Below are 23,902 nucleotides of genomic sequence, written 5' to 3'. Positions count from 1 at the left end.
GATGCCTGCGCCCGCTCTGGACTTCACCGAACTGCGACGTGTTCGTGCGGAGGACCCGCAGTCGGTCGCGGCCGCCTACGCCGCGCGAGTCCGCCGTCCGCTTGTGCGCGGGGACGGCCGGCTGTTCATCATCGCGGCTGATCATCCGGCCCGCGGCGCCCTCGCCGTCAGCGACCGGAAAGATGCGATGGCCGATCGCTACCGGCTGCTGGAGCGGCTCGCCATCGCGCTCAGCCATCCAGGGGTGGATGGTGTGCTCGGCACGCCGGACATCCTCGACGATCTCGCGCTGCTCGGGCTCCTGGACGACAAGGTTCTCGTCGGATCGATGAACCGAGGCGGTCTGCGTGCATCGACGTTCGAGATGGACGACCGCTTCACGGGCTTCGACGTGCCGTCGATCAACGCCGCCGGCATCGACTTCGCCAAGGTGCTGCTCCGCCTGAACCTGGATGACCCGGCGACCGTGCGCACGATGGAATCCACGGCACGAGCGGTCTCGCAGGCGGCGTCGTCCCAACTGCCGATCATGCTCGAGCCGTTCATGAGCCGATGGGTCGATGGGCGCGTCGTCAACGATCTGACGCCGGAGGCGGTCGTTCTCTCCGTCGCGATCGCCGCCGGCATCGGGGGCAGCAGCGCATACACCTGGATGAAGCTGCCTGTCGTCCCGGACATGGAGCGGGTGATGGCGGCCACGACGATGCCGACTCTGCTGCTGGGCGGCGACGGCGGCGACGACCAGGAGGAGACCTTCGCCTCCTGGGAGGACGCGCTCGCTCTCCCCGGGGTGCGCGGGCTGACCGTCGGGCGAACCCTGCTGTACCCCCAGGACGACGATGTTGCCGGTGCCGTAGACACCGCGGCGCGACTGGTTCACCTCGATCTCTGATCCCCTGACGAAAGAGACCCTCATGAGCGTTGCCGACACCGAGGCAAACCCCCGCACCATCGACTCCGGTGCGCGATCGATCTCGCACTGGATCGACGGCGCCGAGCACCCGTCCACGAGCGGACGCACGGCGCCGGTGTTCAACCCGGCGACAGGTGAGATCACCGCGCACGTCGCGCTCGCGGACGAGGACGAGATCGCACGGGCGATCGCCTCGGCCGAACGCGGATTCCGCGTGTGGTCGGCGTACTCGGCCGCCAAGCGTCAGGCCGTGCTGTTCTCATTCCGCGAGCTGCTGAACGCCCGCAAGCAGGAGCTGGCGGAGATCATCACCGCGGAGCACGGAAAGGTCGTCTCGGACGCACTCGGCGAGATCCTGCGCGGTCAGGAGGTCGTCGAGCTCGCCTGCGGGTTCCCGACCCTCATCAAGGGCGCGTACTCCGAGTCCGTGTCGACGGGTGTCGACGTCTACTCGATCAAGCAGCCCCTGGGCGTCGTCGGCATCATCAGCCCGTTCAACTTCCCCGCCATGGTGCCGATGTGGTTCTTCCCGATCGCGATCGCCGCCGGCAACGCCGTGATTCTCAAGCCCAGTGAGAAGGATCCTTCTGCGGCACTGTGGATGGCGGCGCTGTGGAGGGAAGCAGGGCTTCCGGATGGCGTGTTCACGGTGCTGCAGGGCGACAAGGCGGCTGTGGACGGTCTGCTGACCTCGCCGGTGGTCGAGTCGATCAGTTTCGTCGGGTCGACGCCGATCGCCCAGTACATCTACGAGTCCGCTTCGCGGCACGGCAAGCGCGTGCAGGCGCTGGGGGGCGCGAAGAATCACATGCTCGTGCTGCCCGACGCGGACTTGGATCTCGTCGCGGATTCCGCGATCAACGCCGGATACGGCGCGGCGGGTGAACGCTGCATGGCCGTCTCGGTGGTCCTGGCAGTCGAGCCGGTCGCGGACGACCTCGTCGCGAAGGTCCGTGAGCGCATCGGCCGCCTGCGCGTCGGCGACGGCGCGGGCGCCGACGGCGTGGAGCCCGACATGGGGCCGCTGATCTCCCAGGCGCACAGGGACAAGGTCTCGCAGTACGTCGACATCGCCGAGGCCGACGGCGCCGAGGTCGTCGTCGACGGGCGCGGGTTCTGCGTCGACGGACGAGAAGAGGGCTTCTTCTTCGGCCCGACGCTGCTCGACCGGGTACCCACCGACAGCCGCGCGTACACCGAGGAGATCTTCGGCCCTGTGCTGTCGGTCGTGCGCGTCGAGACCTACGATGAAGGACTCGCGCTGATCAACTCCGGACAGTTCGGCAACGGCACCGCGATCTTCACCAACGACGGCGGGGCGGCCCGCCGCTTCCAGAGCGAGGTCCAGGTCGGGATGGTCGGCATCAATGTGCCGATCCCCGTGCCGGTCGCGTACCACTCGTTCGGTGGCTGGAAGAAGTCGCTGTTCGGCGACGCGAAGGCCTACGGTGTGCACGGCTTCGACTTCTTCACGCGGGAGAAGGCGGTCACGGCGCGCTGGATCGACCCGGCCAAGCGCGACTCCGGCGAGCACGGCGGCATCAACCTCGGCTTCCCCCGGAACGCCTGATGTCCACCGGGTCCGGATCGCAGTGGTTCCACCGCCGCGGCGCCCTCGCCGCCGACGGCTGGGAGAGCATCGTCGACGATCGGATGCCTGGGTGGCAGCACACCGGCATCCGCATCGCCGAACTCGCCGACGGCGAGACGCTCGTTCTGCCGTACGGTGGCGTCGAGCAGCTCATCGTGCCGCTCTCCGGGGCCTTCGCGGTGAGGTACGACACCGGAAAGGGCGAGGGCACGATTGCGCTGACCGGGCGATCCTCTGTCTTCGCCGGACCGACAGATGTGCTCTACCTCCCGCCGCGTGCCAGGGCGACGATCACCGGTCTCGGCCGGTTCGCGGTGGCGACCTCTCCGTCGGGGGTCGCCCGTCCGGTGCAGCACATCCTCGCGGATGCTGCACCGGCCGAACTGCGCGGCGGCGGTGCAGCCAGCCGCGAGGTGCACAACTTCGGCACACCCGGCGTGCTGGACGCGGCCCGGCTGATCGTGTGCGAGGTCATCACGCCGGCTTCGAACTGGTCCTCGTATCCGCCGCACAAGCACGACGAGCACGTTCCGGGCGCGGAGACGCGACTCGAGGAGATCTACTACTTCGAATCCGCGCCGACGCGCGGCGCGGCCGGTGGCACGGCTGATGGAGCGTTCGGCCTGTTCAGCGCGTACTCGTCGCCTGCGGGGGAGATCGACATTGATGCGATGGTGCGCACGGGTGACATCGCGCTGATCCCCTACGGGTACCATGGTCCGGCCGTAGCCGCCCCCGGTTACGACCTGTACTACCTCAACGTGATGGCAGGACCCGACCCGGAACGTGCGTGGCTCATCACCGACGACCCTGCGCACACATGGACCAGGGCGTCCTGGCCGAGTGAAGGCATCGACCCGCGGCTGCCCCTCGCGGACGAAGGAGCGAACCGATGACAGCGACGAAGCGCATGACGGTGAGCCAGGCGCTCATCGAGTTCCTCGCGCATCAGTGGACCGTCGACGGCGATATCCGCGAGCGCACCATCCCCGGAGTCTTCGGCATCTTCGGGCACGGCAACGTCGCAGGCATCGGCCAGGCGCTGCGGCAGCTCAACGTGCAGCAGCCCGATCTCATGCCGTACCACCAGGCCCGCAACGAACAGGCCATGGTGCACCAGTCCGTCGGATACGCGCGAATCCACCGTCGCCGGTCCACGTTCGCGTCCGCCGCATCCGTCGGGCCGGGCGCGACCAACATGCTCACCGGCGCCGCGCTCGCGACGACGAATCGCCTTCCGGCGCTGCTTCTCCCCAGCGACACCTTCGCCACGCGGGTCGCCGACCCCGTGCTGCAGCAGCTGGAGCAGCCGTGGGATACCGGGCTGACGGTCAACGACGCCTTCCGGCCGCTGTCGAAGTTCTTCGACCGCGTGCAGCGGCCCGAACAGCTCTTCTCCACGGCGCTGGCCGCGATGCGTGTGCTCACGGATCCGGTCGAGACCGGCGCGGTGACGATCGCGCTGCCCGAGGACGTCCAGGCCGAGAGCATCGAAGTCCCGCTCGCGTTCCTGGAAGAGCGCGAATGGCACATCCGCCGTCCTGTGCCGGAGCGCCAGGCGCTCGGACGCGCCGTCGCGGCGATCCGCACGGCTGAGCGTCCGCTGCTCGTCGCCGGCGGCGGAGTCATCTACTCCGGGGCCGAGGATGCGCTGCGCACCCTCGTTGAGGCCACCGGCATCCCGGTCGGCACGACGCAGGCCGGAGGCGGCGCCCTGCCGTGGGACCACCCGCAGAACGTGGGCGCCGTCGGGGCGACCGGCACGGCCGCCGCGAACCGATTGGCAGCCGAAGCGGACCTCGTGATCGGCATCGGCACACGCTACAGCGACTTCACGACCGCATCCCGCACGGCGTTCCAGGACCCTGCGGTCCGCTTCGTCAACGTCAACATCGCGCCCTTCGACGCCTATAAGCACGGCACGCAGATCCCGGTGATCGCCGATGCGCGCGAGACCGTCGACGCGCTGAGGGCGGGCCTGGACGGGTGGTCGGTGCGCCCCGCGCACGCCGAACGCGTGGCCAGGGAGAAGTCGGAATGGGATGCCGTGGTCGACGCGGCCTTCGCGCCGTCCGGCCTCGATCGACCAGGGCAGTCCGAGATCATCGGGGCCGTGCAGTCGACCACGGCCCCCGAGGACGTCATCGTCCAGGCAGCGGGGTCGCTGCCCGGCGACCTGCACAAGCTGTGGAGGGTTCGCGACGCGCTCGGCTACCACGTGGAGTACGCGTTCTCCTGCATGGGCTACGAGATCGCCGGCGGGCTCGGCGTCAAGCGCGGCCTGGAAGCGCTCGGCGATGACCGGGACGTCGTCGTCATGGTCGGCGACGGTTCATATCTGATGCTGAACTCCGAACTCGTCACGGCGGTCGCCGAGGGCATCAAGATCATCGTGATCCTGATCCAGAACCACGGCTACGCGTCGATCGGCCACCTCTCGGAGACCGTCGGGTCCGATCGATTCGGCACCGCGTACCGCTCCTATGACCCCGCAGCCCGCAGTTTCCGGGGCGACGTGCTGCCGGTCGACCTCGCCATGAACGCGCGCAGCTACGGAATCGATGTCATCGAGGTCGCGCCCGGGACCGGGGCGATCGACGATCTGAAAGCCGCGGTCGCTGCGGCGAAGGCCTCCGACAGTGCGACCTTGATCCACATCGAGAGCGATCCGCTGCTGTACTCGCCGGACGGCGAGGGGTGGTGGGATGTGCCGGTTCCCGCCGTATCGGAGTTGGAGTCCACGCAACGCGCGCGAGTGGCATACGAGCAGGAGCGTGCGGCTCAGCGACCGCTCCTCGGCGACGAAGAGGAGTGACGATGAAGGCCACGATCGCCGGTGCGCCGGTCAGCTACGGAGTCTTCGAGATGACACCGGAGGGAGCAACGACGGTCTCCGCCGACGAGATGCTCGTCTCACTCGCCGACGCAGGCTACGCCGGAGTCGATCTCGGACCGGTCGGATTCCTCGGTCGGGACGGCGCGCTGCGCGCACGGCTTGCCGCGCACGGGCTCGAGCTCGCCGGGGGCTGGGTACAGCTTCCGCTGTCCGACGATGAGGCCTTCGCAGCGTCGCTTCCGGTGCTGGAGGACGCGCTACGCGTATTCTCGGATGCTGCCGAAGCAGGCCCGGCGCGACTGCCGCTCCCGACGCTCGCCGATGACGGCTCTCTCGTGCGTCGTGCCCACCCCGGGCGCGGAGCCGAGGTCGACCCGCTCGACGCCGACGCCTGGAAGCGGCTGATGGCCAACACGGAGCGCTCGGCGGCGCTGATCCGCGCCGCAGGCTTCGAGCCGACCTTCCACCACCATGCAGGCACGTTCGTGGAGTCGCCCGACGAAGTGGACCGATTCCTCGCCGGTGTCGACGTGGACCTCACCCTCGACACCGGGCACCTGCTCATCGCGGGTGGGGACCCGGTCGATGCGGTGACCCGGTGGGGCGACAGGATCAACCACCTCCACCTCAAGGACGTGAATCGAGCGGAACTGGCTCGCGTGCTGGCGAGCGGTGGCGGCATGGCGGAGGTATGGATGTCCGGGGCGTTCGTCGCTTTCGGCGAGGGCGATCTCGAGCTCGACCGTGTCATGTCGACGATCGACGAGCGCGGCTTCGATGGCTGGATCGTCGTCGAGCAGGACGTTCTGAACGCTCCGGACGTCGCGATCGATGCGTTCCGCCGAGCTCGCAGCGCTGACCAGAAGACCAACCGTGAGGCGCTGCGCGCCTGGGCGTGAGCGGACCCGTCAGACAAGGAATCCAGAGTGACCGAGAACTCCCTGCGCATCGGCCTGATCGGCACCGGCCGGATCGGCCAGGTCCATGCCGCGAACATCGCAGCGAATCCCGATGCGTCGCTGTCCAGAGTCGCCGATCCGTTCATCGATGGAGCCCGCGGCGTCGCGGAGCGTTTCGGCGGCCGTGCCACGGCCGATCCGGACGAGATCTTCGCGGCGGACGACGTGGATGCTGTGCTCATCGCCTCTCCTACTCCGACGCACGTCGGTCTGATCGAGAAGGCGGTCGACCGCGGCATCCCCGTCCTGTGCGAGAAGCCGATCGACCTGGACATCGCGCGCGTCGAGGCCCTGCGACCGAAGATCACCGCTGCCGGCGTCCCCGTCGCCCTCGGCTTCAACCGCCGATTCGACCCGGCCTTCGCCGAGGTCCGCGCGCGCGTCGCCGCCGGTGAGATCGGTGCCCTGGAGCAGCTCACGATCATCAGCAGGGACCCCGCGGCGCCGCCTGCCGACTACATCGCGCTGTCCGGCGGCATCTTCCGCGACATGACGATCCACGATTTCGACATGGCGCGGTTCTTCCTCCCAGACATCGTCGAGGTGTCCGCTGTCGGAACCACCATGTTCGACGCCGGTGCCCGCGCGCACGGCGACTTCGACACCGCGGTCGTCACGCTCACGGCCGCAACCGGAGCCGTGGTCACGATCATCAATTCGCGTCACAGCGCCGTCGGATACGACCAGCGGATCGAGGCCTTCGGCAGCGGCGGTTCCCTGCAGGTCGCGAACCGCTCGACGAGCCTGGTCAGCCACTCGTCTGCCGCCAGGGTCGAGGCGCGGGCGCCGTATGAGGATTTCTTCCTGCAGCGCTACGCCGAGGCTTACGCCGCTGAGCTCACCAGCTTCATCGCCCTGGCGCGCGGCGGGGCGTCGGACAGTTCGAGCTTCGAGGACGGGCGCGCCGCCCTGATCCTCGCTGACGCCGCACAGCGCTCTGCGCAGGAGCACGCCGCGGTCACGGTGCGGTTCGCCTGAGCCGGCGCACGCGTCCCGTGCCACACTGGGCCTATGCCGCAGACGACCGAGGATCCACGACAGCTGCGCCGGGTCCCCGAGACGCTCAACGCCTTTCAACTGACGGAAGGGCACCCACACTTCCGCGTCGACGTGGAGCGCCTTCGGTTCTCCCCGTACTATTCTCGTCTCTCGGCTGTCACGCAGGTGATCTCGCAGACCGGCGCGGGGCTGGCGGTGCACAACCGGCTCACGCATTCCATCAAGGTCGCCGCCATCGCACGGGCGATCGCCAGCCAGCTGTCCACCCGCACCGATGAGGCCGGCCGCATCGTTGAGGAGCTCGGCGGCGCGCATCCGGTCGTCGTGCAGGCTGCGGCGGCTGCCCACGATCTGGGGCATCCGCCGTTCGGACACCTCGGCGAGCAGACCCTGGATCGCGTGGCGCGCAGCCGATTCGGCCTGACGGAGGGTTTCGAGGGGAACGCGCAGACTTTCCGCATCATCACTCGCCTCGATGAGCACGACCGACCCGGCGTGGGGCTCAACCTCACTGCCGCGGTGCGCTCAGCCGTGCTGAAGTACCCGTGGCGGCGCGGCGAGGGCGGACCCAGCCGCGGGGGCGCGAGCAAGTTCAACTTCTACGCGATCGACGAGTCGGATGCCAGGGAGGCTCTGTCCGCGTACCCGCTGATCGAACGCGGGCAGCAGACGGTCGAGTGTTCGATCATGGACATTTCCGATGACATCGCGTACTCGCTGCACGATCTCGACGATTTCTACCGGGCCGGGCTCCTCAACGCCGCGACGTTGTCGGCCGAGTTTCGCAATTGGCATCGCGATCTCGCGCACCTCCGGACGCTCGACGATGACGTGCTGATGACCGACACCCGGACACCGGGGCATTCGCTCGAGCTGCTCTGGCGTCGGCTGCAGAGCAAGGATGCCTGGATCGCCGATGCGGACGCTTTCGGAGAGGCTGTCGCCCGCGTCAAGGCGGAGGTGATCGACGGACTGCTCGCCGAACCGTTCGACGGCTCTCTCGCCAGTGAGCGCGCGCTGGCCGGGTTCACCACGGCCTGGATCTCTCGGCTGCAGTCGTCCGTGGAAGTGCGCAGGCATCCTGACACCCGTTCCGGTCACGTCAATCTCGATCGCCGGGCATGGCACGAAGTCGCTGTGCTGAAGTTCCTGCACGAGAGGTTCATCCTCGAGCGCCCGGATCTCACGGTCTACCAGCGCGGGCAGGCCAGCGTGCTGGAACGGCTCGTCGATGGTTTCGCCGACTGGCTCGATGACCCGCGCGATGCCCGTCGCGCCCCGCGTCGGCTCATCGATCTGGTCGAGCTCGCGACCGACGACCACCGCCGCCTGGGTGGCGCCTGGTCGAATGCCGATCGGGACCGGCTGGCTCGCGGCCGCGGGATCATCGACTACGTGGCGTCGCTCACCGACGCCCAGGCCGGATCGCTCGACGCCCTGCTCGCCGGCCAGACCGAACGACTGTGGGAAGCCGGACAGGGCCTCTAGTCGCGATAACCTCGCCCCATGGTCGCCTTCGGAACGCTGAGCACCCCGGTCGGGACCATCGGTGTCGTCAGCGACGGCACGGCGATCACCCGGGTCGCGTGGCGCTCGGCGCCGCCGGACGGAGTGGATGCCGCGCCGGACCCGCTCCTGGAGGAGGCACTGGCACAGCTGAGCGCCTACTTCGACGGCATCCTGACCCGATTCGACCTGCCGGTGGATCTCGGGCGACAGACGGAGACGACCCGCGCCGTTCTGCTGACGCTTCGCCGGACGGTGGCTCACGGCGAGACCATCACCTACGGCGGACTCGCCGCCCGCAGCGGCACCGACGTCCCCGCTCGCGGGATAGGAGCGATCATGGGCGCGAACCCCGTCCCGATCATCGTGCCCTGCCATCGCGTGGTGGCCGGCGACGGGCTCGGCGGTTACTCCGGCGGAGACCACGGGCAGGGCCTGGCGACCAAGCGCCGGCTGCTCGAGCACGAGGGGGCTCTGCCGACAAGCCTGTTCTGACTCGTGCGTCATCTGCTCCGACGCACCTGCGAGAATGGAGGCCCGTGCCGAATCCAGACCGAGGAGCCGAAGTGCAGTACATCTCCACCCGAGGCGGCATGCAGCCGCTGCCGTACTGCGAGACGTTGCTCGAAGGCCTCGCGCCGGACGGCGGACTCGCCGTCCCCGAGACGATGCCGACGGTCGACGGGGAGACGCTCGAGCGCTGGCGCGCGCTGACGTACCCGCAGCTCGCGACCGAGGTGCTCGGCCTCTTCGCCACGGACATCCCGCGCGAGGACCTCGCACGCATGACGGATGCCGCCTACGCCGATTTCCCCGGCGAAGTCGTGCCGCTGCGCCGGATCGATGACGAGCTCACGCTCGTCGGCCTGTCGGAAGGGCCGACGCTGGCCTTCAAGGACATGGCGATGCAGTTCCTCGGCCAGGTCGTCGAATACGCGCTGGAGCGCAAGGGATCGGTCCTCAACATCCTCGGCGCCACGTCGGGCGACACCGGCTCGGCCGCCGAGCACGCCCTCCGCGGCAAGGAGCGCATCTCGGTCTTCATGCTGTCGCCGCAAGGGCGGATGAGCGCGTTCCAGCGTGCGCAGATGTTCTCGCTCGACGACGCGAACGTCCACAACATCACCGTGGACGGCGTCTTCGACGACTGCCAGAACCTGGTCAAGGCGCTCGCCGGGGATCTCGACTTCAAGCGCGCACAGCACCTGGGCGCGGTCAACTCGATCAACCTCGCCCGCATCACCGCTCAGGTCGTGTACTACTTCTGGGCCTGGCTGCGCGCGACGGATGCCGGGGGCTGGGCCGAGCTCAGCTTCACCGTGCCGTCTGGCAACTTCGGCAACATCCTTTCCGGCTTCTATGCGAAGCAGATGGGGTTGCCGATCCACCGTCTCGTGCTCGCGGCCAATGAGAACAACGTGCTGGACGAGTTCTTCCGCACGGGCATCTACCGGCCCCGCAGCGCCGCTCAGACTCTCGCGACCTCGAGCCCGTCGATGGACATCTCGAAGGCGTCGAACCTCGAGCGCTTCATCTTCGAGCTCGTCGGCCGCGATGCCTCCCGCGTCGTCGGCGCCTGGAACGAACTCGGCGAGCAGGGCTTCTTCGACTTCTCCGCCGACCTGTCGCGGTTCACGGAGGAGTTCGGCATCGTCAGCGGCACCTCGACGCACGCGGATCGACTGGAGACCATCCGGGGCGTGTACGAGGCATCCGGCGACATCATCGACCCGCACACCGCGGACGGCGTGAGAGTCGCCAGGGACTTCGTCGAGTCCGGCGTGCCGATGCTCGTGCTCGAGACCGCCAAGCCGCAGAAGTTCGCCGAGACGATCCTCGAGGCCATCGGCGTACAGCTCGAGTACTCGCCCGAGCTGCAGGCGATGCTCGACGCGCCGCAGCACGTGACCGAGCTGCCCGACGACGCTCAGGCTCTCCGCGCCTTCATCGAGCAGCACGCGCTGCGCTGAGCATCCGTCGCCGAGGCTGCTTTCGCTATGGTGGCCGGGTGAGCGGAAGCATCAGGAACATCGCCGTCGGATTGCTGATCCGTGAGGGGCGGGTTCTCGCCGAGGAATATCGCGAGACCGAACGTCATCCACACTTCCTGCGCGCCATCGGCGGCGGGATCGACTTCGGCGAGCGCGCCGAGGATGCCGTCCGACGAGAATTCCTGGAAGAGCTCGGCGTGACTCTCACCGAAGTCCGGCTGCTGGCCGTCACGGAGAACCTGTTCGCGCTCGCGGGGAAGGCAGGCCACGAAGTGGTCCATGTCTTCGCGGTGCGTTCACCCGAGCTCGAGGAGACGGCGTTCGACGCACGGATGCCGATCCTCGACAACACCACGACGGCCGGCTGGTTCCCGCTGTCGGATCTCGGGATGCCGTTCAACCCGGACGGCATCGTCGCGATCGCCGCCGAACTCGCGGACGATCCCGCTTCGCTCGCCGATCCTCTGCACTGACCCTTGTCCCCGGCACCGCCCGGTGGAAGGGTGGGGTTCGACCGAAGGGGCAATGATGTTCGAGAACTCCGATGCGTTCAGCGGCATGTCATCCAACGACCTGGCGGCCTCCCGTGCCTTCTACGAGGGCGTGCTCGGCCTCACCGTCGAGGAAGGCGGGGGAGGCCTGATCTCGGTGCAGCTGCCGAAGGGCGGCGCCGTGCTCATCTATCCGAAGGACGACCACCAGCCCGCGACGTTCACCATCCTGAACTTCCCGGTCGCGGACATCGACGCCGTCGTGGACGAGCTCGTCGCGAAGGGCGTCACGATGCAGCGCTACGACGGCATGGGCCAGGACGACAAGGGCATCCTGCGTGGCAAGGCCTCCGGCCAGGGACCTGACATCGCCTGGTTCACGGACCCGGCGGGGAACATCCTCTCGGTGCTCTCGGACTGACGCAGCGCGTCAGTCCTCCTCGCGCGGCGGGGTGACGCCCCCTCACTCCACGAGCTTGCCGGCCGTGTCGACGTCCCGCATGAGGGCGGCGATCTCGGCGGGGACTTCAGAGATCTCCTCGCGGGTCACGCCGGTCGACGGCGACCAGACGAGATTCACCTGAAGCGTGGGGTCCATGTCCGGGAAATCGCTGCGGTTGTGGCATCCGCGGGTCTCGCGGCGCTCGCGCGCGGCCTCCAGCGTCGCGCGCGCCGCCAGTGCCGAAGCCTTCAGATCGAAGGCGTGGGCGAGATCCTGGAATCCCGCGATATCCGGATGGATGCCGATGTCCGCCATCCGCCCCTCGATCATGTCGAGCTCGGCGAGTCCGGCGCGCAGACCCTCTTCCGAGCGGACCACGCCGGCGTGCTCGGTCATGGTGTTGCGGATCGCGCGCTGCAGGGCCCGCACGTTCTCCCGTCCATCGGCGGCGAGCAGGTCGTCGATCTCCGCGCGTGCGTGCGCCACGGCATCCGACGACCGGCGCTGCGCGTCCAGACCGACCGCGTGCGCGATCGCGGCCTGACCGACCAGCCGGCCGTAGACGAGCAGCTCGATCAGCGAGTTGCCGCCGAGTCGGTTCGCGCCGTGCAGGCCGCTGGACGCCTCGCCGATCGCGTACAGGCCGTCGACGTCGGTGCTGTGATCGTCGGGCCGCACCCAGACGCCGCCCATCGAGTAGTGGGCGGTCGGTGCGATCTCGATCGGCTCCGTGGTGATGTCGAGCATCTGCAGCTCGAGCATCGTCTGGTAGACGCGGGGCAGGCGCGTCATGATCGTCTCGCGCGGAAGGTGCGAGACATCCAGCCATACGCCTCCGTTCGGAGTGCCCCGGCCCTCCTGGATCTCGGTGTAGGCGGCCAGAGCGACGCGGTCCCGCGTCGACAGCTCCATGCGCTCGGGGTCGTAGGTCGCCATGAAGCGCTCGCCGAGGGCGTTGCGGAGGATTCCGCCCTCGCCTCGTGCCGCCTCGGAGATGAGGGTCCCCGCGGCGTTCTCCGGCTCGATGATGCCGGACGGGTGGAACTGCACGAGCTCCGGGTCGCGCAGGCGCGCGCCGGCATCGACCGCGAGGCGGAAGGAATCGCCGGTGTTCTCATCGCGGCGCGATGACGTGCGCCGCCAGATGCGATTGTGGCCGCCGGCGGCCAGGATCACGGCATCCGCGTGGATCAGGTAGCGAGTGCCGTCGGCCTGATCGAAACCGTAGGCGCCGAAGACCACGTTGTCCTTCACGAGGATGCGGGTGATGTAGATGCCGTCCAGGATCGGGACGTCCAGTTGTTCGGCGCGGCGCACGAGCGTGCGCTGGATCTCGAGCCCGGTGTAGTCGCCGGCGAACGCCGTGCGTCGGAAGGTGTGCGCGCCGAAGAAGCGCTGCGAGATACGGCCGTCGTCCTCGCGCGCGAAGTCCATGCCCCAGCGCTCCAGATCCCGGATGCCGCGCTCCGCGCCGCGCGTGACGACCTCGACCGTGTGCGGGTTGGCGAGCAGGTAGCTCTCGGTGATCGTGTCGGCCGCGTGCTGCTGCCAGCTGTCCTCGGCATCCATCGTTCTGAGGGCCGCGTTGATCCCGCCGGCCGCCAGCGACGTGTGCGCATCGCTACGAGGGCGCTTGCCGACCGCGAGGACGTCGACGCCCTGTTCGGCGACCTCGATCGCGGCGCGCAGGCCGGAGCCGCCGGTGCCGATGACGAGGACGGTGGTGGAGATCTGGCGTTCGCGAGTGCTCATGCCTTCCACGCTAAGAACTCAGCGTCGATAACTCCAATGAATAGTTTTCATGATCGCGATAGCCTGAGTACATGAAACTGGAGCAGCTGCGCGGCTTCGTCGCGATCGCCGAGATCGGCCACTTCACCAGGGCGGCCGAGACGCTCCACGTCGCCCAGCCGTCGTTGAGCCGCCAGATCGCGACCCTCGAGCACGAGGTGGGCAGCGAGCTGTTCCACCGCGCCCGTGGCAACATCACCCTGACGGCCGCCGGCGAGACGCTGCTTCCTCGCGCTCGCCGGATGCTGGCCGATGCCGACGCGATCCGCGTCGAGATGGGCGAGATCGCCGGGCTGCAACGTGGACGGGTGCGCCTCGGGGCGACGCCGACGCTGTGCGTGAGTCTGGTCGCCGAGGCGATGAGCGCGTTCCACCCCGCGCACCCAGGCATCGGCCTGCAGCTAACAGAGGCCGGTTCGCGCCTGCTCATCGAACGCCTCGCGGCCGGAGAGCTCGACATGGCGCTCATCACACTGTCCGAAGGGCTTCCGGCCGGAGAGCCGACGCTCGTGCGCACGCCGCTGCTCACGGAGGAGCTCGTCGTGGCCTCTGCATCCGCCGCGCCGCCGGTCGCCGACGCCGCGATCGACCTCGCACGGCTGGCGACCCTGCCGTTGGTCGCGTTCGCGGAGAGCTACGATCTGCGCGCCGCGACGGATGCCGCGTTCCGCGCGGCCGGCCTGGCGCCGACGATCGTCGTCGAAGGCGCCGAGATGGATGCCGTCCTGCGCTTCGTCGAACGAGGACTCGGCGTCGCGGTCGTCCCGGCGACCGTTCTCGTGGATCGGCCGAACCTGCGCGCCGTCCGGCTGACCGACCCGCAGCTGACGCGGACGATCAGCCTCGCGCATCGATCGGATGTGAATCCGACCAGAGCCGCGGCGGCGATGCGCGAGGTGATCGTGTCCACCGCCGCCGCTCTCGCGTCGGCGTCTCCGGAGACCCTGCGGCTGGTGCGCTGATCAGGAGGGCAGCGCGGTGACGGCAGCGGCGAGCATCTGAGGCACGGTCGGCACGCCCTCCGCACGGAACGTCTGCTCGCCGGACGCATTGCGGACGATCACGGTCGGGGTGAACGTGATGTCGAGCGCCTCTGCGGCATCCGGATCGGTCGCGACGTCGATCTCGGTCACCGTCGCATCCGGCAGGAAACGCGCGGCGTCGGCGATCACCGCCCTGGTGCGCGCGCAGGCACCGCAGAAGGCGGAGGTGACGAGCGTGATCTCCATGCTGGAGCGAACCGCGAACGAGGCCGCGCTGTTCCCGATCAGAAGTCGGTGCGCGTGACCAGGCCGCGATTCGTGCGGATGTGCTCGTAATCCCACTGCACGTCGCGCGCGGCCGCCAGCCAGCGCACGAGGTCGTCGACGTCGACCTGCTCGACATCGGTGTACCGCACCTCGCCGGCCTGGAACGTCCCGGTCGGGGTGAGGCCCGGCTCGTCGAAGGATCGACCGCTCCAGAACATCAGACGAACGGCGTCCTTCAGCCGGTTGTATCCGACGATCGGGTTGCCGTCGAGGAACCACACGGGGTGCGCATGCCAGATCCTTCCGACGGCTTCGGGCAGCCCGCGTTCGATCACCTCGGCCAGCGCGACGAAGATCGCGCGATCCGATGCGGGATGCCGTGCGTGGAAGTCGTCGATCTCTCGGGCGCGTGCCATGCAGCGAGTATCGCCGATCTGCGCGAACCGGTCCAGGCCAGGGCTAGGAAACCGCGCGAGGAATCCGGCGCGGATGCAGGAAGCCCGATGCCGCGCCCAGCGCAGCGCCGACGATGGTGTCGACGATCCGCTCGAGCGCGATCGACATGTCGCCGATGTCTCCCGTCGCCGCTCCTGTGAGCAGCAGCACGAGCGGTGTGATGAACACCAGTGCCAGGGCGTAATGACGAACGACGACGAGTTCGATGAGGAACTGCAGGATGCCGAGCAGCAGCGCCAGCCACAGCCCCGCAGGATGCAGCAGCGCCAGCAGCGCGTACAGGCCGGCACCGACGATCGTGCCGAGCATCCGATGCAGACCGCGCTGCAGCGCGGCCGCGCGGTCGGCGGCGACGCCGATCACGGCGACCGCCGCTCCCACCACCCAGTAGCTGCGCGCCGGGTCGACGACGAGCGCCGACAGCACGCCGATCACCGAGACGATCGCGACCCGCAGCAGGAGCATCCTTCCGTCCGCATCCAGGGCGGGGCCGGGGAGCAGATCCCGCAGCGGCCGTGCCGTGACCGATCGCGGACGCGGCAGCAGCAGGGGCGAGACGGCGACGAGGTACGAGAACGCGCAGCCGGCCGCGAACGCCGCAAGATAGACGGGGCTCGCGATCGGCGCGCTCGTGACGACGTGCGCCGACAATCCGAAGACGAGCACGAAGAACAGCGGCCCCGGTGGACCGAGCCGGAAACCGAACGACAGCGCGGCGCTGCCGATGGCCACGATCACGACGCCCTCGAGCACGAGCCACGTACTCGGCGCCGCCAGCACGCCCAGGGCCGCGCTGACGATGAGCCCCGCCGCGACGAACGGCAGGACTCTGGCGCGTTCGACGACGGGCGATGAGCCGACGAAGAGCACCGTGAACGCACCCGAGGCGGCGATGTACCCGAGAGCGGGCAGCCCGAGCAGGGTCATGACGGCGATCGGCCCCGCGAGGCCGATCGCCGCCTGCAGCCCGATCGGCCACCGCGGACCACGCGACGGGCCGAACGCGAACAGACTCACCCGACTATTGTCTCGCGCGGCGTCGCTCCTCCGCGCTGAGCCTCGCCCACAGGGTCGCCCACTGCTCGGGTCGCAGATCCCGCGGAAGCGCCCGGTGTGCGACACCTGCATCGCTCAGGGCGCCCTGCGCGTGCGAGGGCGGATGCCCCGTGTTCCGCAGCACCTGGAGCATGCCGTGCCCACGGCCGCGGAACACCGCGGAGATGAATGACTCGTACCGTCGCCTGTCCCGCGTCGCGACGAGCGCGCGCCGACGGCGGGACACCGTGAGGATGCCGCCGTCCACGGCGGGCATGGGCCGGAAATGGGCGGCCGGGACCCGATCGTGCAGCCGGAACGTGAACCACGGCGCGGCCTGAGCGGTCATCATGGTCGCCCCGCCGACGCCCGCCCGCTTGCGCGCGACCTCCCACTGCGTGAGGAGCACGGCGTGCTGCCATCCGTCCTGCTCGAGCAGTCGACGCAGGATCGGCGTCGTGAGGTGGAACGGGATGTTCCCCACGACGACCGGTCGATCCAGCGGCTCGTGCAGGGCGTCGGCCAGCTGGACGGATGCCGCGGGCAGACGCGCCCTGAGCCGGTCGACGCGGCGTGCATCGATGTCGATCGCTCGCAGGTCGCGGCCGAGGGGGATGAGGTGCTCGGTGAGGGCGCCGTCACCGGCGCCGAGCTCGAGGATCGGTCCGTCGGTGTCGGCGACGAGGTCGGCGATCCGTCTCAGGGTCGGGCGATGGGTGAGGAAGTTCTGGCCGAGTTCGTGGCGGCCGCCGGTGTGGGAATGAGGTCGCATGGTGCGCTCCGGTCGAAGGAAGGGAGCACCCGCGAGCGGGCGTGCGAAGGCACGGCGAACGCGCTACCGGGTGCAGGACATCCGGGAACGACGCGCAGAGCGAAGGCGAAGAGAGCGACCGTCAGCGCGCCGTCAGGCGCGGCGGTCGCGGAAGGTGAAGCAGCGCGCGTCGAACGTCGCGCCAGAAATGATCGAACCCATGTCGGTGAGCTTATCAGCTCGGGCGTGTCGCCTTGAGGGTCAGCGCGAGGACGGCATCCCAGGCCAGTGCGCCCAGCTCGGCATCCGCCTCTGGCGAGCCGCCGCGCGCCATCCGATGCCCACCCGACGCGATGGCCTCCCCGGGGAACGGCACGCGGTGGCCCGCACGGGAGTGCCGCAGCACGTCCGTCGGCAGGCCCGCGGACGATCGGCGCCCGACGATCTCGTCCGCGAAGCGGCCGCTCGGCCATACCCGGTCGTCCTCACCGACCACGAGAAGCAGTTCGCCCGTGATCCGCTCGACGGGGATCGCGGCGGCCTCGGCCTCGAGGGGATGCCGATCGAGACTCTCCGCGTACAGCCCCCGGAACTCGGGCGGGTCCGTGGGGGCTGTCCAGTCTTCGACGAACGGCACCCACGGCAGCGCCGCACCGGCCTCGGTCCAGTGCGAAGACCAGGAGCCGTCGAGGATGCCCGGCCACACCACGCTCGTCGGTGCGATCGCGATCACGGCATCCACGGGGGTCCTGGTGGCGGTCAGCAGCGCCGCTTCCGCACCGAACGATGTGCCGAGGATCGCGACCCGGTCGCAGGAATCGCGCAGCAGGGCGACCTCGTCGACGAACAGCTCCAGCGGCACCTCATGCGGAACCGGGCGCTGCCCCTGTCCGCCGAACCAGCGGATCGCGTGCGCGCGCACCCCATGCCGAGCGAGCAGGTCGGCGCGCTCCGACTCGATCCGTCCGCTCGATCCGGCGAGCACGAGGATCCCGGAACCCGTCGGGTTCGCCGGCGCGGCGACATGCCGGTCCGTCTCGTCGATCCGTGTCATCGCGTCAACGCTGGCCGAGCCAGTCGGCGAAGGTCTGCGTCGTGAGCTCGGCATCCGGACCCGGCAGCGCCAAACCGGCGCGCATGCCCTTCATCTGTGCGGTCGGCATGCTCACCCGAGGGATCCAGCCGTGGTGGCCGTTCGCGCGCGCGAACGCGATGATCATGTCGTCCAGCGCCTCCTCGCGCGGGCCGGCGAGATCGCGCGCCCGGCCCTGCGCGGGTCCCGTGGCCAGGGCGGTCAGGCGCTCTGCGACGTCCCGTGCGGCGACGGGCTGGGTGCGTGCGCGCAGGGCGAGATGCAGCGGACCCAGTTTCGCTCGATCGTAGATCTGGCCCGCGAATTCGTGGAACTGCGTGGCGCGCTGGATCGTCCACGGCACGGCCGATGTCTCGACGATCTTCTCCTGAGCGAGCTTGCCGGCGTAGTAGTCGACCGGCATGCGGTCGATGCCGACGATCGACAGCAGCACGACGTGCGCGACGCCCGCGTCAGCGGCCGCGGTGATGAGATTGCCCGTCGCCGCGGTGAAGAACTCCACAGCCTCGGTGGCCTTCACCGTCGTGATGTTCGCGACGTCGATCACGGCGTCGGCGCCCGCCAGCGCGGCATCCAGTCCGCGGGCGCTCACGAGATCGACACCGGCCGCGCGGCTCAGAACGACGGCCTCGTGCCCGGCTCGCTGCACGGCATCGACCGTGTGACGTCCGACGACTCCCGTGCCTCCTGCGACGGCGATCCTCATGCGGACATCTTCTCAGTCCCACCCCGCCGGGTTGTGCATGAACTCGAGACGGATGCCGTTGTCGTCCTCCACGAATGAAGCGTAGTAGCGCTCGGTGAAGCGGGGGTACTCCTTCGGCTCGCGAACGGCGACCCAGCCGGCTTCGAGAGCGACCGCGTGCAGACGATCGACCTCGTCACGGGAGTCGACCGCGAAGGCGAGGTGCTGCCACCCGACCCGCCCGTGCTCGTGGGGTTCGGTGCCGTCGGCGCGAGCGGGATACAGCAGCACCTCCGGCTGCCCCGACTGCCGCCAGTAGGCGCAGTCGTCGGCATCGTGCGAGCGGATGTAGCCGAGCGCCTCCATCACCGGATTGAACTGCGCCGACGCCCGCGGGACGCTGTCGACGGTGATGCCGAGGTGGTCGAGTATCGCCATGCGCCCAGTGTGGCAGGCGGCACCGACACCCCGCGAGGGTCAATGCGGCGCGTGGTACTCGGCCTCGCCACGCTTCCAATAGCCCTTGACCACGGCCTGCGCCGTGTCGACGCCCCACCGCTCGAGCAGCGCACGGCCGGGCTTGACGATGGCCTGCTCGGCGGCGATGAAGACGAAGGGGTGCTCGCCCACGGCATCCTCCGCCCGCAGCGATTCCAGGAAGGCGATCAACGCCGATCCGGACGATGCATCCCCCCGATGCAGCCACTCGACGTCGACGGGGGCGTCGATCGTGATCTCGTCCTCGCGAGTGCGGACCTCGATCACGATGCGAGCCGGGGCCTCGTCGATGCGTGCGGCGAACCGGCGGATCGCCGGGATCGCGGTCTCGTCCCCCACCAGCATCCAGCTGCCGGGGGTACCTGTCAGCACGGCGGACCCCCGAGGACCGCCGACGCCGATCCGTGCGCCGAGCGGCGCTGTCGCGGCCCACGGGGCGGCGACCCCCTCACCGCCGTGCACGGCGAACTCGACCTCGAGCCAGCCATCGCCCCAGAACAGCGGCGTGTACTCGCGGCTCGGAGCCGCACGGAGCTCCTCGACCGTGTCGGGGATCTCCGCGGGGAAGAACAGACGCATGTGGTCATCGGCGCCGGGGGATTCGAACCCCGCCAGATCCTCGCCTTCCAGCCGCACCCGCACGTAGTTCGGTGCCAACCGCTCCCGGGATGCGAGGGCGACGGTGCGGAAGCGCAGGTCGTTCATGCGGCGCTCGATGGTGAAGGGCGGGTTCGACGAGGTCATGAAGTTAGGCTAGCCTACATCTGAACAGGTGAGGCTTACCTTACCTTCACTCTATTTTCGTCCATCGTCTCAGGGAGAACCATGTCCTCGCGCCGGCCGTTCGCCGCAGCATCCTTCGTCCTCATCTCAGCGCTCGCGCTCGCCGGCTGCGCGAGTGCGGAATCCGCACCGGCGGCCGAGGAGGAATCGTCCGAGACGAGCACCGTCACCTACTCGTGGGAGCGCAACACCGCAGGCGAGGACGAGGACCCGGCGTATGAGACCGAGACCGTCGAGGTGCCGAAGGATCCGCAGAAGATCGTCGCCTTCGAGATGGCCACGGTCGACACGATCGGCGCACTGGGGGGCGAGGTGGCGGGTGCGCCGCTGGACTTCGTCCCGGCGTACCTGCAGGACAGCCTCGCCGAGGATGCGTTCAACTCCGGCACCCTGTTCGAGGCGGACCTCATCGCGATCGAGGCGCAGCAACCGGATCTGATCGTCATCGGCGGCCGGTCATCGGCGCTTTACGACGACCTCAGCCAGATCGCTCCGACGATCGACCTCGGCATCAGCGGCAGCTACCTCGAGACGCTCGAACGCAACGTGACGTTCCTCGGCGAGGTGCTCGGCGCCGAGGACAAGGCCGCCGAAGCGCTCGCCGACCTCGAAGTCGGCATCGACGAGGCCAAGGAGGCCACCGCCGCGGCAGGCAACGGCCTGGCGGTGATCGTCTCCGGCGGCGAGCTCAGCGCGATGGCGCCGACCGGTGCCGAGGCCGGCAGCTCCAACGTGCGCGGCGGTCTCATCTACGACGTGTTCGGCGTCGAGCCGGTCGTCCAGGACGTCGCATCCGCGACGCACGGTGAGCCGATCTCGTTCGAGTTCCTGCTCGAGCACGACCCCGACACGCTCTGGATCGTCGACCGGGACGCGGCCACGGGCGAAGGGGAGGCCGGCGCCGCAGCGCAGGTCCTCGACAACGACATCGTGAAGCAGACCACCGCGTCGGAGAACGACGCGATCGTCTACCTCGACCCGGTGGCGTGGTACATCGTGTACGGCGGCATCGAGACGACCCGACTGCTCATCGACGACGTGATGCAGATCACGGAGTGACCTCCCCCGCGCACGCGTGACACTCACCGCAACCGCCTCGACGAGCGCCCCCGCTCCGGCCCGCCATCGGTGCAGCCGGGTGGGGGTCCTCATCGGCGTCCTCTTCGTGCTGCTCGCCGTCGCGAGCCTGTTCATCGGCGCCTCGGACGTGTCGCCGGTCGCGCTGTTCGCCGGAGGGCCGGACAGCGCGGCATCATTCCTCCTGCTGGCCAGTCGCGTGCCCCGCACGATCGCCGTGATCCTCGTCGGCGCTTCGCTGGGCATCGCGGGTCTGATCATGCAGATGCTGGTGCGCAACCGCTTCGTCGAACCGTCGACGACGGGCGTCAGCGAGTTCGCCACGCTCGGGATGCTGGTGACGACCGTCGTGTGGCCAGGACTCGCCGTGGTCGGCAAGATGGGCGTCGCGGCCGTGTTCGGGCTCGCCGGCACCTGGGTGTTCCTGCGGATCGTGCGCGCGATCCCGGTGCGCCAGCTCGTGCTCGTGCCGCTGGTCGGCATCATGCTGGGGGGGATCGTGGCGTCCGTCACGACGTTCTTCGCCTACCGGCTCGACCTGCTGCAGTCGCTCGGCCAGTGGTCCCAGGGCAGTTTCGCGACGGTCATGCAGGGTCGTTACGAGTTCCTGTGGATCGCGGCCGCCATGGTCGTCATCGCGTGGATCGCGGCCGACCGGTTCAGCGTGATCGGGCTCGGCGAGGAGTTCGCCACGAACCTCGGGCTGAACTACCGCCGCGTCGTCGCGATCGGGATGGTCATCATCGCGATGATCACGGCGGCGGTGCTCGTGACCGCAGGCATGATCCCATTCCTCGGCCTCGTGGTCCCGAACATCGTCAGCCTGATCATCGGCGACAACGTGCGCCGGTCGATCCCGTGGGTCGCCGGGCTCGGCGCCGTCGTCGTGCTCGGGTGCGACATCCTCGCGCGCGTGGTGCGCTTCCCGTACGAGATCCCGCTGTCGGTCATCGTCGGGATCGTCGGCGCTGCCCTGTTCCTCTGGCTGCTGCTGCGAAGGGGGAGCCGTGCCCACTGACACCCTCACCCGTACTCGGCTGCAGGCGCTGCGCAGCCGTCCGTCGGTGCGACTGAGCGCACTGGGCGTTGCTGTGCTCGTCCTCGTGGCCGTCTATCTCCTCACCGACGTGCCCGGTTCGCTCGCCTTCGCGCTGCGGATCCGCTCTCTGACCGTCCTCGCGATGCTCGTCGTCGCGGTCGCGGTCGGCGTCTCGACGGTCGTCTTCCACACGATCACGCAGAACCGCATCCTGACGCCGTCGATCATGGGGTTCGACGCGTTCTACGTGCTGATCGCGACGACGATCGTGTTCTTCTTCGGATCGGCATCCTTCCTGCGGACGAACGAGTTGCTGCTGTGGGCGGTGCAGGTGGTGGTCATGGTCGCGTTCAGCGTCTTCCTGTTCACCTGGATGTTCGGCGGCAGGCGACGATCCCTGCACCTCATGCTGCTGGTCGGCATCGTGCTGGGGACGTTCTTCCGCAGCTTCTCGGAGTGGATGCAGCGGATGCTGGATCCCCTCGACTTCCAGGTGCTCACCGACGCCATGTTCGCATCCCTCACCCGCCCCGATCCGGCGCTTCTGGTCTTCACAGGCGTGCTGGTGGCGGCATCCTGCATCGCGATCGTCCCGCTGGTGCGCAAGCTGGATGTCCTGACCCTCGGCGAGCCTGCGGCGATCGGACTCGGCATCGACCATCGTCGCCTGGTCATGCTGCTGTTCACCCTGATCTCGGTGATGATCGCGGCCTCCACCGCGCTGGTCGGACCCATCCTGTTCTTCGGTCTCATCGTCGCCAACCTCGCCTACTCGTGGGCCGGGACATTCCGGCACGTGTGGACGCTGCCGACGGCGGCCCTCATCGGCATGCTGTGCCTGCTGGGCGGGCAGGTCGTCCTTGAGCAGATCCTCGGGTTCGGGGGGAGCATCTCGATGATCATCGAGTTCGCCGGCGGCCTCTTCTTCCTGTTCCTCGTCCTCAGAAAGGGGGCGCGATGATCGCGCTCGAGAAGGTCACGAAACGCTACGGGAAGACGGTCGTGCTCGATGACGTCTCGATCGAGTTCGGCGGCGAAGGGGTGACGGCGCTGATCGGGCCGAACGGGGCGGGCAAATCCACCCTGTTCGGCCTCGTCGGAAGGCTCATCGCCGCCGATGAGGGGAGGGTCACCGTCGACGGCGCTGATGTCACCACGGCGTCATCGAGCGAGCTGGCCAAGGTCCTGGCGGTGCTCCGGCAGGACAACCACATCGCGGCGCGCCTCACCGTCCACGATCTGGTCGAGTTCGGACGCTTCCCGCACTCGAGGGGCCGCTTCACGATCGACGACCGTGCGCACATCGATCGAGCGATCGAGTACCTCGACCTGACACCGTTTCGGAAGCGCTTCCTGGACGAGCTGTCCGGCGGCCAACGGCAACGGGCATTCATCGCGATGGTGCTCGCACAGGACACCCGTTACGTGCTGCTGGATGAACCGCTCAACAACCTCGACCTCCGCCACGCCGCCGAGATCATGCAGCTGATCCGCCGCATGGCCGACGAACTGGGCAAGAAGGTCATCGTCGTCCTGCACGACATCAACGTCGCCGGACATCACGCGGATCGGATCGTCGCGATGCGCGGCGGACGGGTCGTCGCCGATGCCGAACCGGGCGACATCGTCCGCACCGATGTGCTGCGCGAGATCTACGACCATCCGGTGGACGTCAGGATGATCGACGGACGACCGGTCGCCCTGACGTTCTGAGGA

At 68.9% G+C, this 23,902-nt stretch carries 25 protein-coding genes; 16 read left to right on the top strand and 9 right to left on the bottom strand.

Going from position 1 to position 23,902, the window contains the following annotated elements:
- Window position 1 precedes the first annotated feature (1 nt).
- The 11 genes from ACFCYE_RS10385 to ACFCYE_RS10335 all read left to right on the top strand — a co-directional run bounded on the left by ACFCYE_RS10385 (window position 2) and on the right by ACFCYE_RS10335 (window position 11,707).
- The gene (locus ACFCYE_RS10385) at window positions 2-892 is read left to right on the top strand and encodes a deoxyribose-phosphate aldolase (protein WP_376178481.1); all 891 of its coding nucleotides are present in this window, start codon (window positions 2-4) and stop codon (window positions 890-892) included.
- A 22-nt stretch (window positions 893-914) separates the two neighbouring features.
- The gene (locus tag ACFCYE_RS10380; protein ID WP_376178479.1) at window positions 915-2,483 is read left to right on the top strand and encodes a CoA-acylating methylmalonate-semialdehyde dehydrogenase; all 1,569 of its coding nucleotides are present in this window, start codon (window positions 915-917) and stop codon (window positions 2,481-2,483) included.
- On the top strand, window positions 2,483-3,400 hold the full coding sequence (gene iolB / locus ACFCYE_RS10375) for a 5-deoxy-glucuronate isomerase (RefSeq protein ID WP_376178477.1): 918 nt from the start codon (window positions 2,483-2,485) through the stop codon (window positions 3,398-3,400). Before ACFCYE_RS10380 ends, iolB begins: the two co-directional genes overlap by 1 nt.
- On the top strand, window positions 3,397-5,319 hold the full coding sequence (iolD, locus tag ACFCYE_RS10370; RefSeq protein ID WP_376178475.1) for a 3D-(3,5/4)-trihydroxycyclohexane-1,2-dione acylhydrolase (decyclizing): 1,923 nt from the start codon (window positions 3,397-3,399) through the stop codon (window positions 5,317-5,319). The genes iolB and iolD overlap by 4 nt, the downstream gene beginning before the upstream one ends.
- Before the next feature lie 2 nt (window positions 5,320-5,321).
- The gene (locus tag ACFCYE_RS10365; RefSeq protein ID WP_376178474.1) at window positions 5,322-6,239 is read left to right on the top strand and encodes a sugar phosphate isomerase/epimerase family protein; all 918 of its coding nucleotides are present in this window, start codon (window positions 5,322-5,324) and stop codon (window positions 6,237-6,239) included.
- A gap of 27 nt (window positions 6,240-6,266) precedes the next feature.
- Window positions 6,267-7,277 carry an inositol 2-dehydrogenase gene (iolG, locus tag ACFCYE_RS10360; RefSeq protein ID WP_376178472.1) on the top strand — a complete coding sequence of 337 codons (1,011 nt, stop codon included), beginning with the start codon at window positions 6,267-6,269 and terminating at the stop codon, window positions 7,275-7,277.
- A 33-nt stretch (window positions 7,278-7,310) separates the two neighbouring features.
- Window positions 7,311-8,786: a deoxyguanosinetriphosphate triphosphohydrolase family protein gene (locus ACFCYE_RS10355; RefSeq protein WP_376178470.1), complete on the top strand. Its 1,476-nt coding sequence runs from the start codon at window positions 7,311-7,313 to the stop codon at window positions 8,784-8,786.
- Between the two features lie 18 nt (window positions 8,787-8,804).
- Window positions 8,805-9,299, top strand: a complete 495-nt coding sequence (locus tag ACFCYE_RS10350) for a methylated-DNA--[protein]-cysteine S-methyltransferase (protein WP_376178468.1) — start codon at window positions 8,805-8,807, stop codon at window positions 9,297-9,299.
- A gap of 71 nt (window positions 9,300-9,370) precedes the next feature.
- A complete protein-coding gene (gene thrC / locus ACFCYE_RS10345; protein WP_376178467.1) occupies window positions 9,371-10,774 on the top strand; it encodes a threonine synthase in 1,404 nt (467 codons plus the stop codon).
- A gap of 38 nt (window positions 10,775-10,812) precedes the next feature.
- Window positions 10,813-11,268, top strand: a complete 456-nt coding sequence (locus tag ACFCYE_RS10340) for an NUDIX hydrolase (protein ID WP_376178466.1) — start codon at window positions 10,813-10,815, stop codon at window positions 11,266-11,268.
- Between the two features lie 55 nt (window positions 11,269-11,323).
- Window positions 11,324-11,707 (top strand): VOC family protein, encoded by a 384-nt coding sequence (locus ACFCYE_RS10335; protein ID WP_376178464.1) that lies wholly within the window; start codon window positions 11,324-11,326, stop codon window positions 11,705-11,707.
- A 42-nt stretch (window positions 11,708-11,749) separates the two neighbouring features.
- Here ACFCYE_RS10335 and ACFCYE_RS10330 read toward each other — a convergent pair whose 3' ends face one another.
- Window positions 11,750-13,480, bottom strand: a complete 1,731-nt coding sequence (locus tag ACFCYE_RS10330) for an L-aspartate oxidase (RefSeq protein ID WP_376178462.1) — start codon at window positions 13,478-13,480, stop codon at window positions 11,750-11,752.
- 71 nt (window positions 13,481-13,551) lie between these two features.
- On the opposite strand from ACFCYE_RS10330, the gene ACFCYE_RS10325 reads away from it, so the two are divergent.
- Window positions 13,552-14,481 (top strand): LysR family transcriptional regulator, encoded by a 930-nt coding sequence (locus ACFCYE_RS10325; RefSeq protein ID WP_376178461.1) that lies wholly within the window; start codon window positions 13,552-13,554, stop codon window positions 14,479-14,481.
- On the opposite strand, the gene ACFCYE_RS10320 is transcribed toward ACFCYE_RS10325, so the two are convergent.
- The 8 genes from ACFCYE_RS10320 to ACFCYE_RS10285 all read right to left on the bottom strand — a co-directional run bounded on the left by ACFCYE_RS10320 (window position 14,482) and on the right by ACFCYE_RS10285 (window position 20,031).
- Entirely contained in the window at window positions 14,482-14,748 is a 267-nt protein-coding gene (locus tag ACFCYE_RS10320) for a glutaredoxin family protein (protein ID WP_376178460.1), read from the bottom strand.
- A 38-nt stretch (window positions 14,749-14,786) separates the two neighbouring features.
- Entirely contained in the window at window positions 14,787-15,185 is a 399-nt protein-coding gene (locus ACFCYE_RS10315; protein ID WP_376178458.1) for a DUF1801 domain-containing protein, read from the bottom strand.
- A gap of 43 nt (window positions 15,186-15,228) precedes the next feature.
- Complete coding sequence (locus tag ACFCYE_RS10310) at window positions 15,229-16,242, bottom strand: FUSC family protein (protein WP_376178457.1); 1,014 nt, start codon at window positions 16,240-16,242, stop codon at window positions 15,229-15,231.
- A gap of 4 nt (window positions 16,243-16,246) precedes the next feature.
- Window positions 16,247-17,032 carry a 23S ribosomal RNA methyltransferase Erm gene (gene erm, locus ACFCYE_RS10305; protein ID WP_376178456.1) on the bottom strand — a complete coding sequence of 262 codons (786 nt, stop codon included), beginning with the start codon at window positions 17,030-17,032 and terminating at the stop codon, window positions 16,247-16,249.
- Between the two features lie 214 nt (window positions 17,033-17,246).
- The gene (locus ACFCYE_RS10300; RefSeq protein WP_376178455.1) at window positions 17,247-18,065 is read right to left on the bottom strand and encodes an acyl-CoA thioester hydrolase/BAAT C-terminal domain-containing protein; all 819 of its coding nucleotides are present in this window, start codon (window positions 18,063-18,065) and stop codon (window positions 17,247-17,249) included.
- Window positions 18,066-18,069: 4 nt separating this feature from the next.
- Complete coding sequence (locus ACFCYE_RS10295; protein WP_376178453.1) at window positions 18,070-18,810, bottom strand: SDR family oxidoreductase; 741 nt, start codon at window positions 18,808-18,810, stop codon at window positions 18,070-18,072.
- A gap of 12 nt (window positions 18,811-18,822) precedes the next feature.
- Window positions 18,823-19,227, bottom strand: a complete 405-nt coding sequence (locus tag ACFCYE_RS10290) for a VOC family protein (protein WP_376178452.1) — start codon at window positions 19,225-19,227, stop codon at window positions 18,823-18,825.
- Between the two features lie 39 nt (window positions 19,228-19,266).
- Complete coding sequence (locus tag ACFCYE_RS10285; RefSeq protein ID WP_376178451.1) at window positions 19,267-20,031, bottom strand: siderophore-interacting protein; 765 nt, start codon at window positions 20,029-20,031, stop codon at window positions 19,267-19,269.
- 81 nt (window positions 20,032-20,112) lie between these two features.
- Here ACFCYE_RS10285 and ACFCYE_RS10280 point away from each other — a divergent pair, with 81 nt between their 5' ends.
- The 4 genes from ACFCYE_RS10280 to ACFCYE_RS10265 are packed head-to-tail and all read left to right on the top strand — an operon-like array spanning window position 20,113 to window position 23,899.
- Entirely contained in the window at window positions 20,113-21,129 is a 1,017-nt protein-coding gene (locus ACFCYE_RS10280) for a siderophore ABC transporter substrate-binding protein (protein ID WP_376178450.1), read from the top strand.
- Between the two features lie 16 nt (window positions 21,130-21,145).
- Window positions 21,146-22,165 carry an ABC transporter permease gene (locus ACFCYE_RS10275; RefSeq protein WP_376178449.1) on the top strand — a complete coding sequence of 340 codons (1,020 nt, stop codon included), beginning with the start codon at window positions 21,146-21,148 and terminating at the stop codon, window positions 22,163-22,165.
- Complete coding sequence (locus ACFCYE_RS10270) at window positions 22,155-23,147, top strand: iron chelate uptake ABC transporter family permease subunit (protein ID WP_376178447.1); 993 nt, start codon at window positions 22,155-22,157, stop codon at window positions 23,145-23,147. The genes ACFCYE_RS10275 and ACFCYE_RS10270 overlap by 11 nt, the downstream gene beginning before the upstream one ends.
- Entirely contained in the window at window positions 23,144-23,899 is a 756-nt protein-coding gene (locus ACFCYE_RS10265) for an ABC transporter ATP-binding protein (RefSeq protein ID WP_376178445.1), read from the top strand. Before ACFCYE_RS10270 ends, ACFCYE_RS10265 begins: the two co-directional genes overlap by 4 nt.
- The last annotated feature ends 3 nt before the right edge of the window (window positions 23,900-23,902 follow it).

The organism is Microbacterium sp. NPDC056234, from assembly GCF_042267585.1.
Taxonomy (GTDB): Bacteria; Actinomycetota; Actinomycetes; order Actinomycetales; family Microbacteriaceae; genus Microbacterium.
The sequence above is the reverse complement of the archived record's forward strand: the minus strand, read 5'-3'. Positions and strand labels throughout refer to the sequence as shown.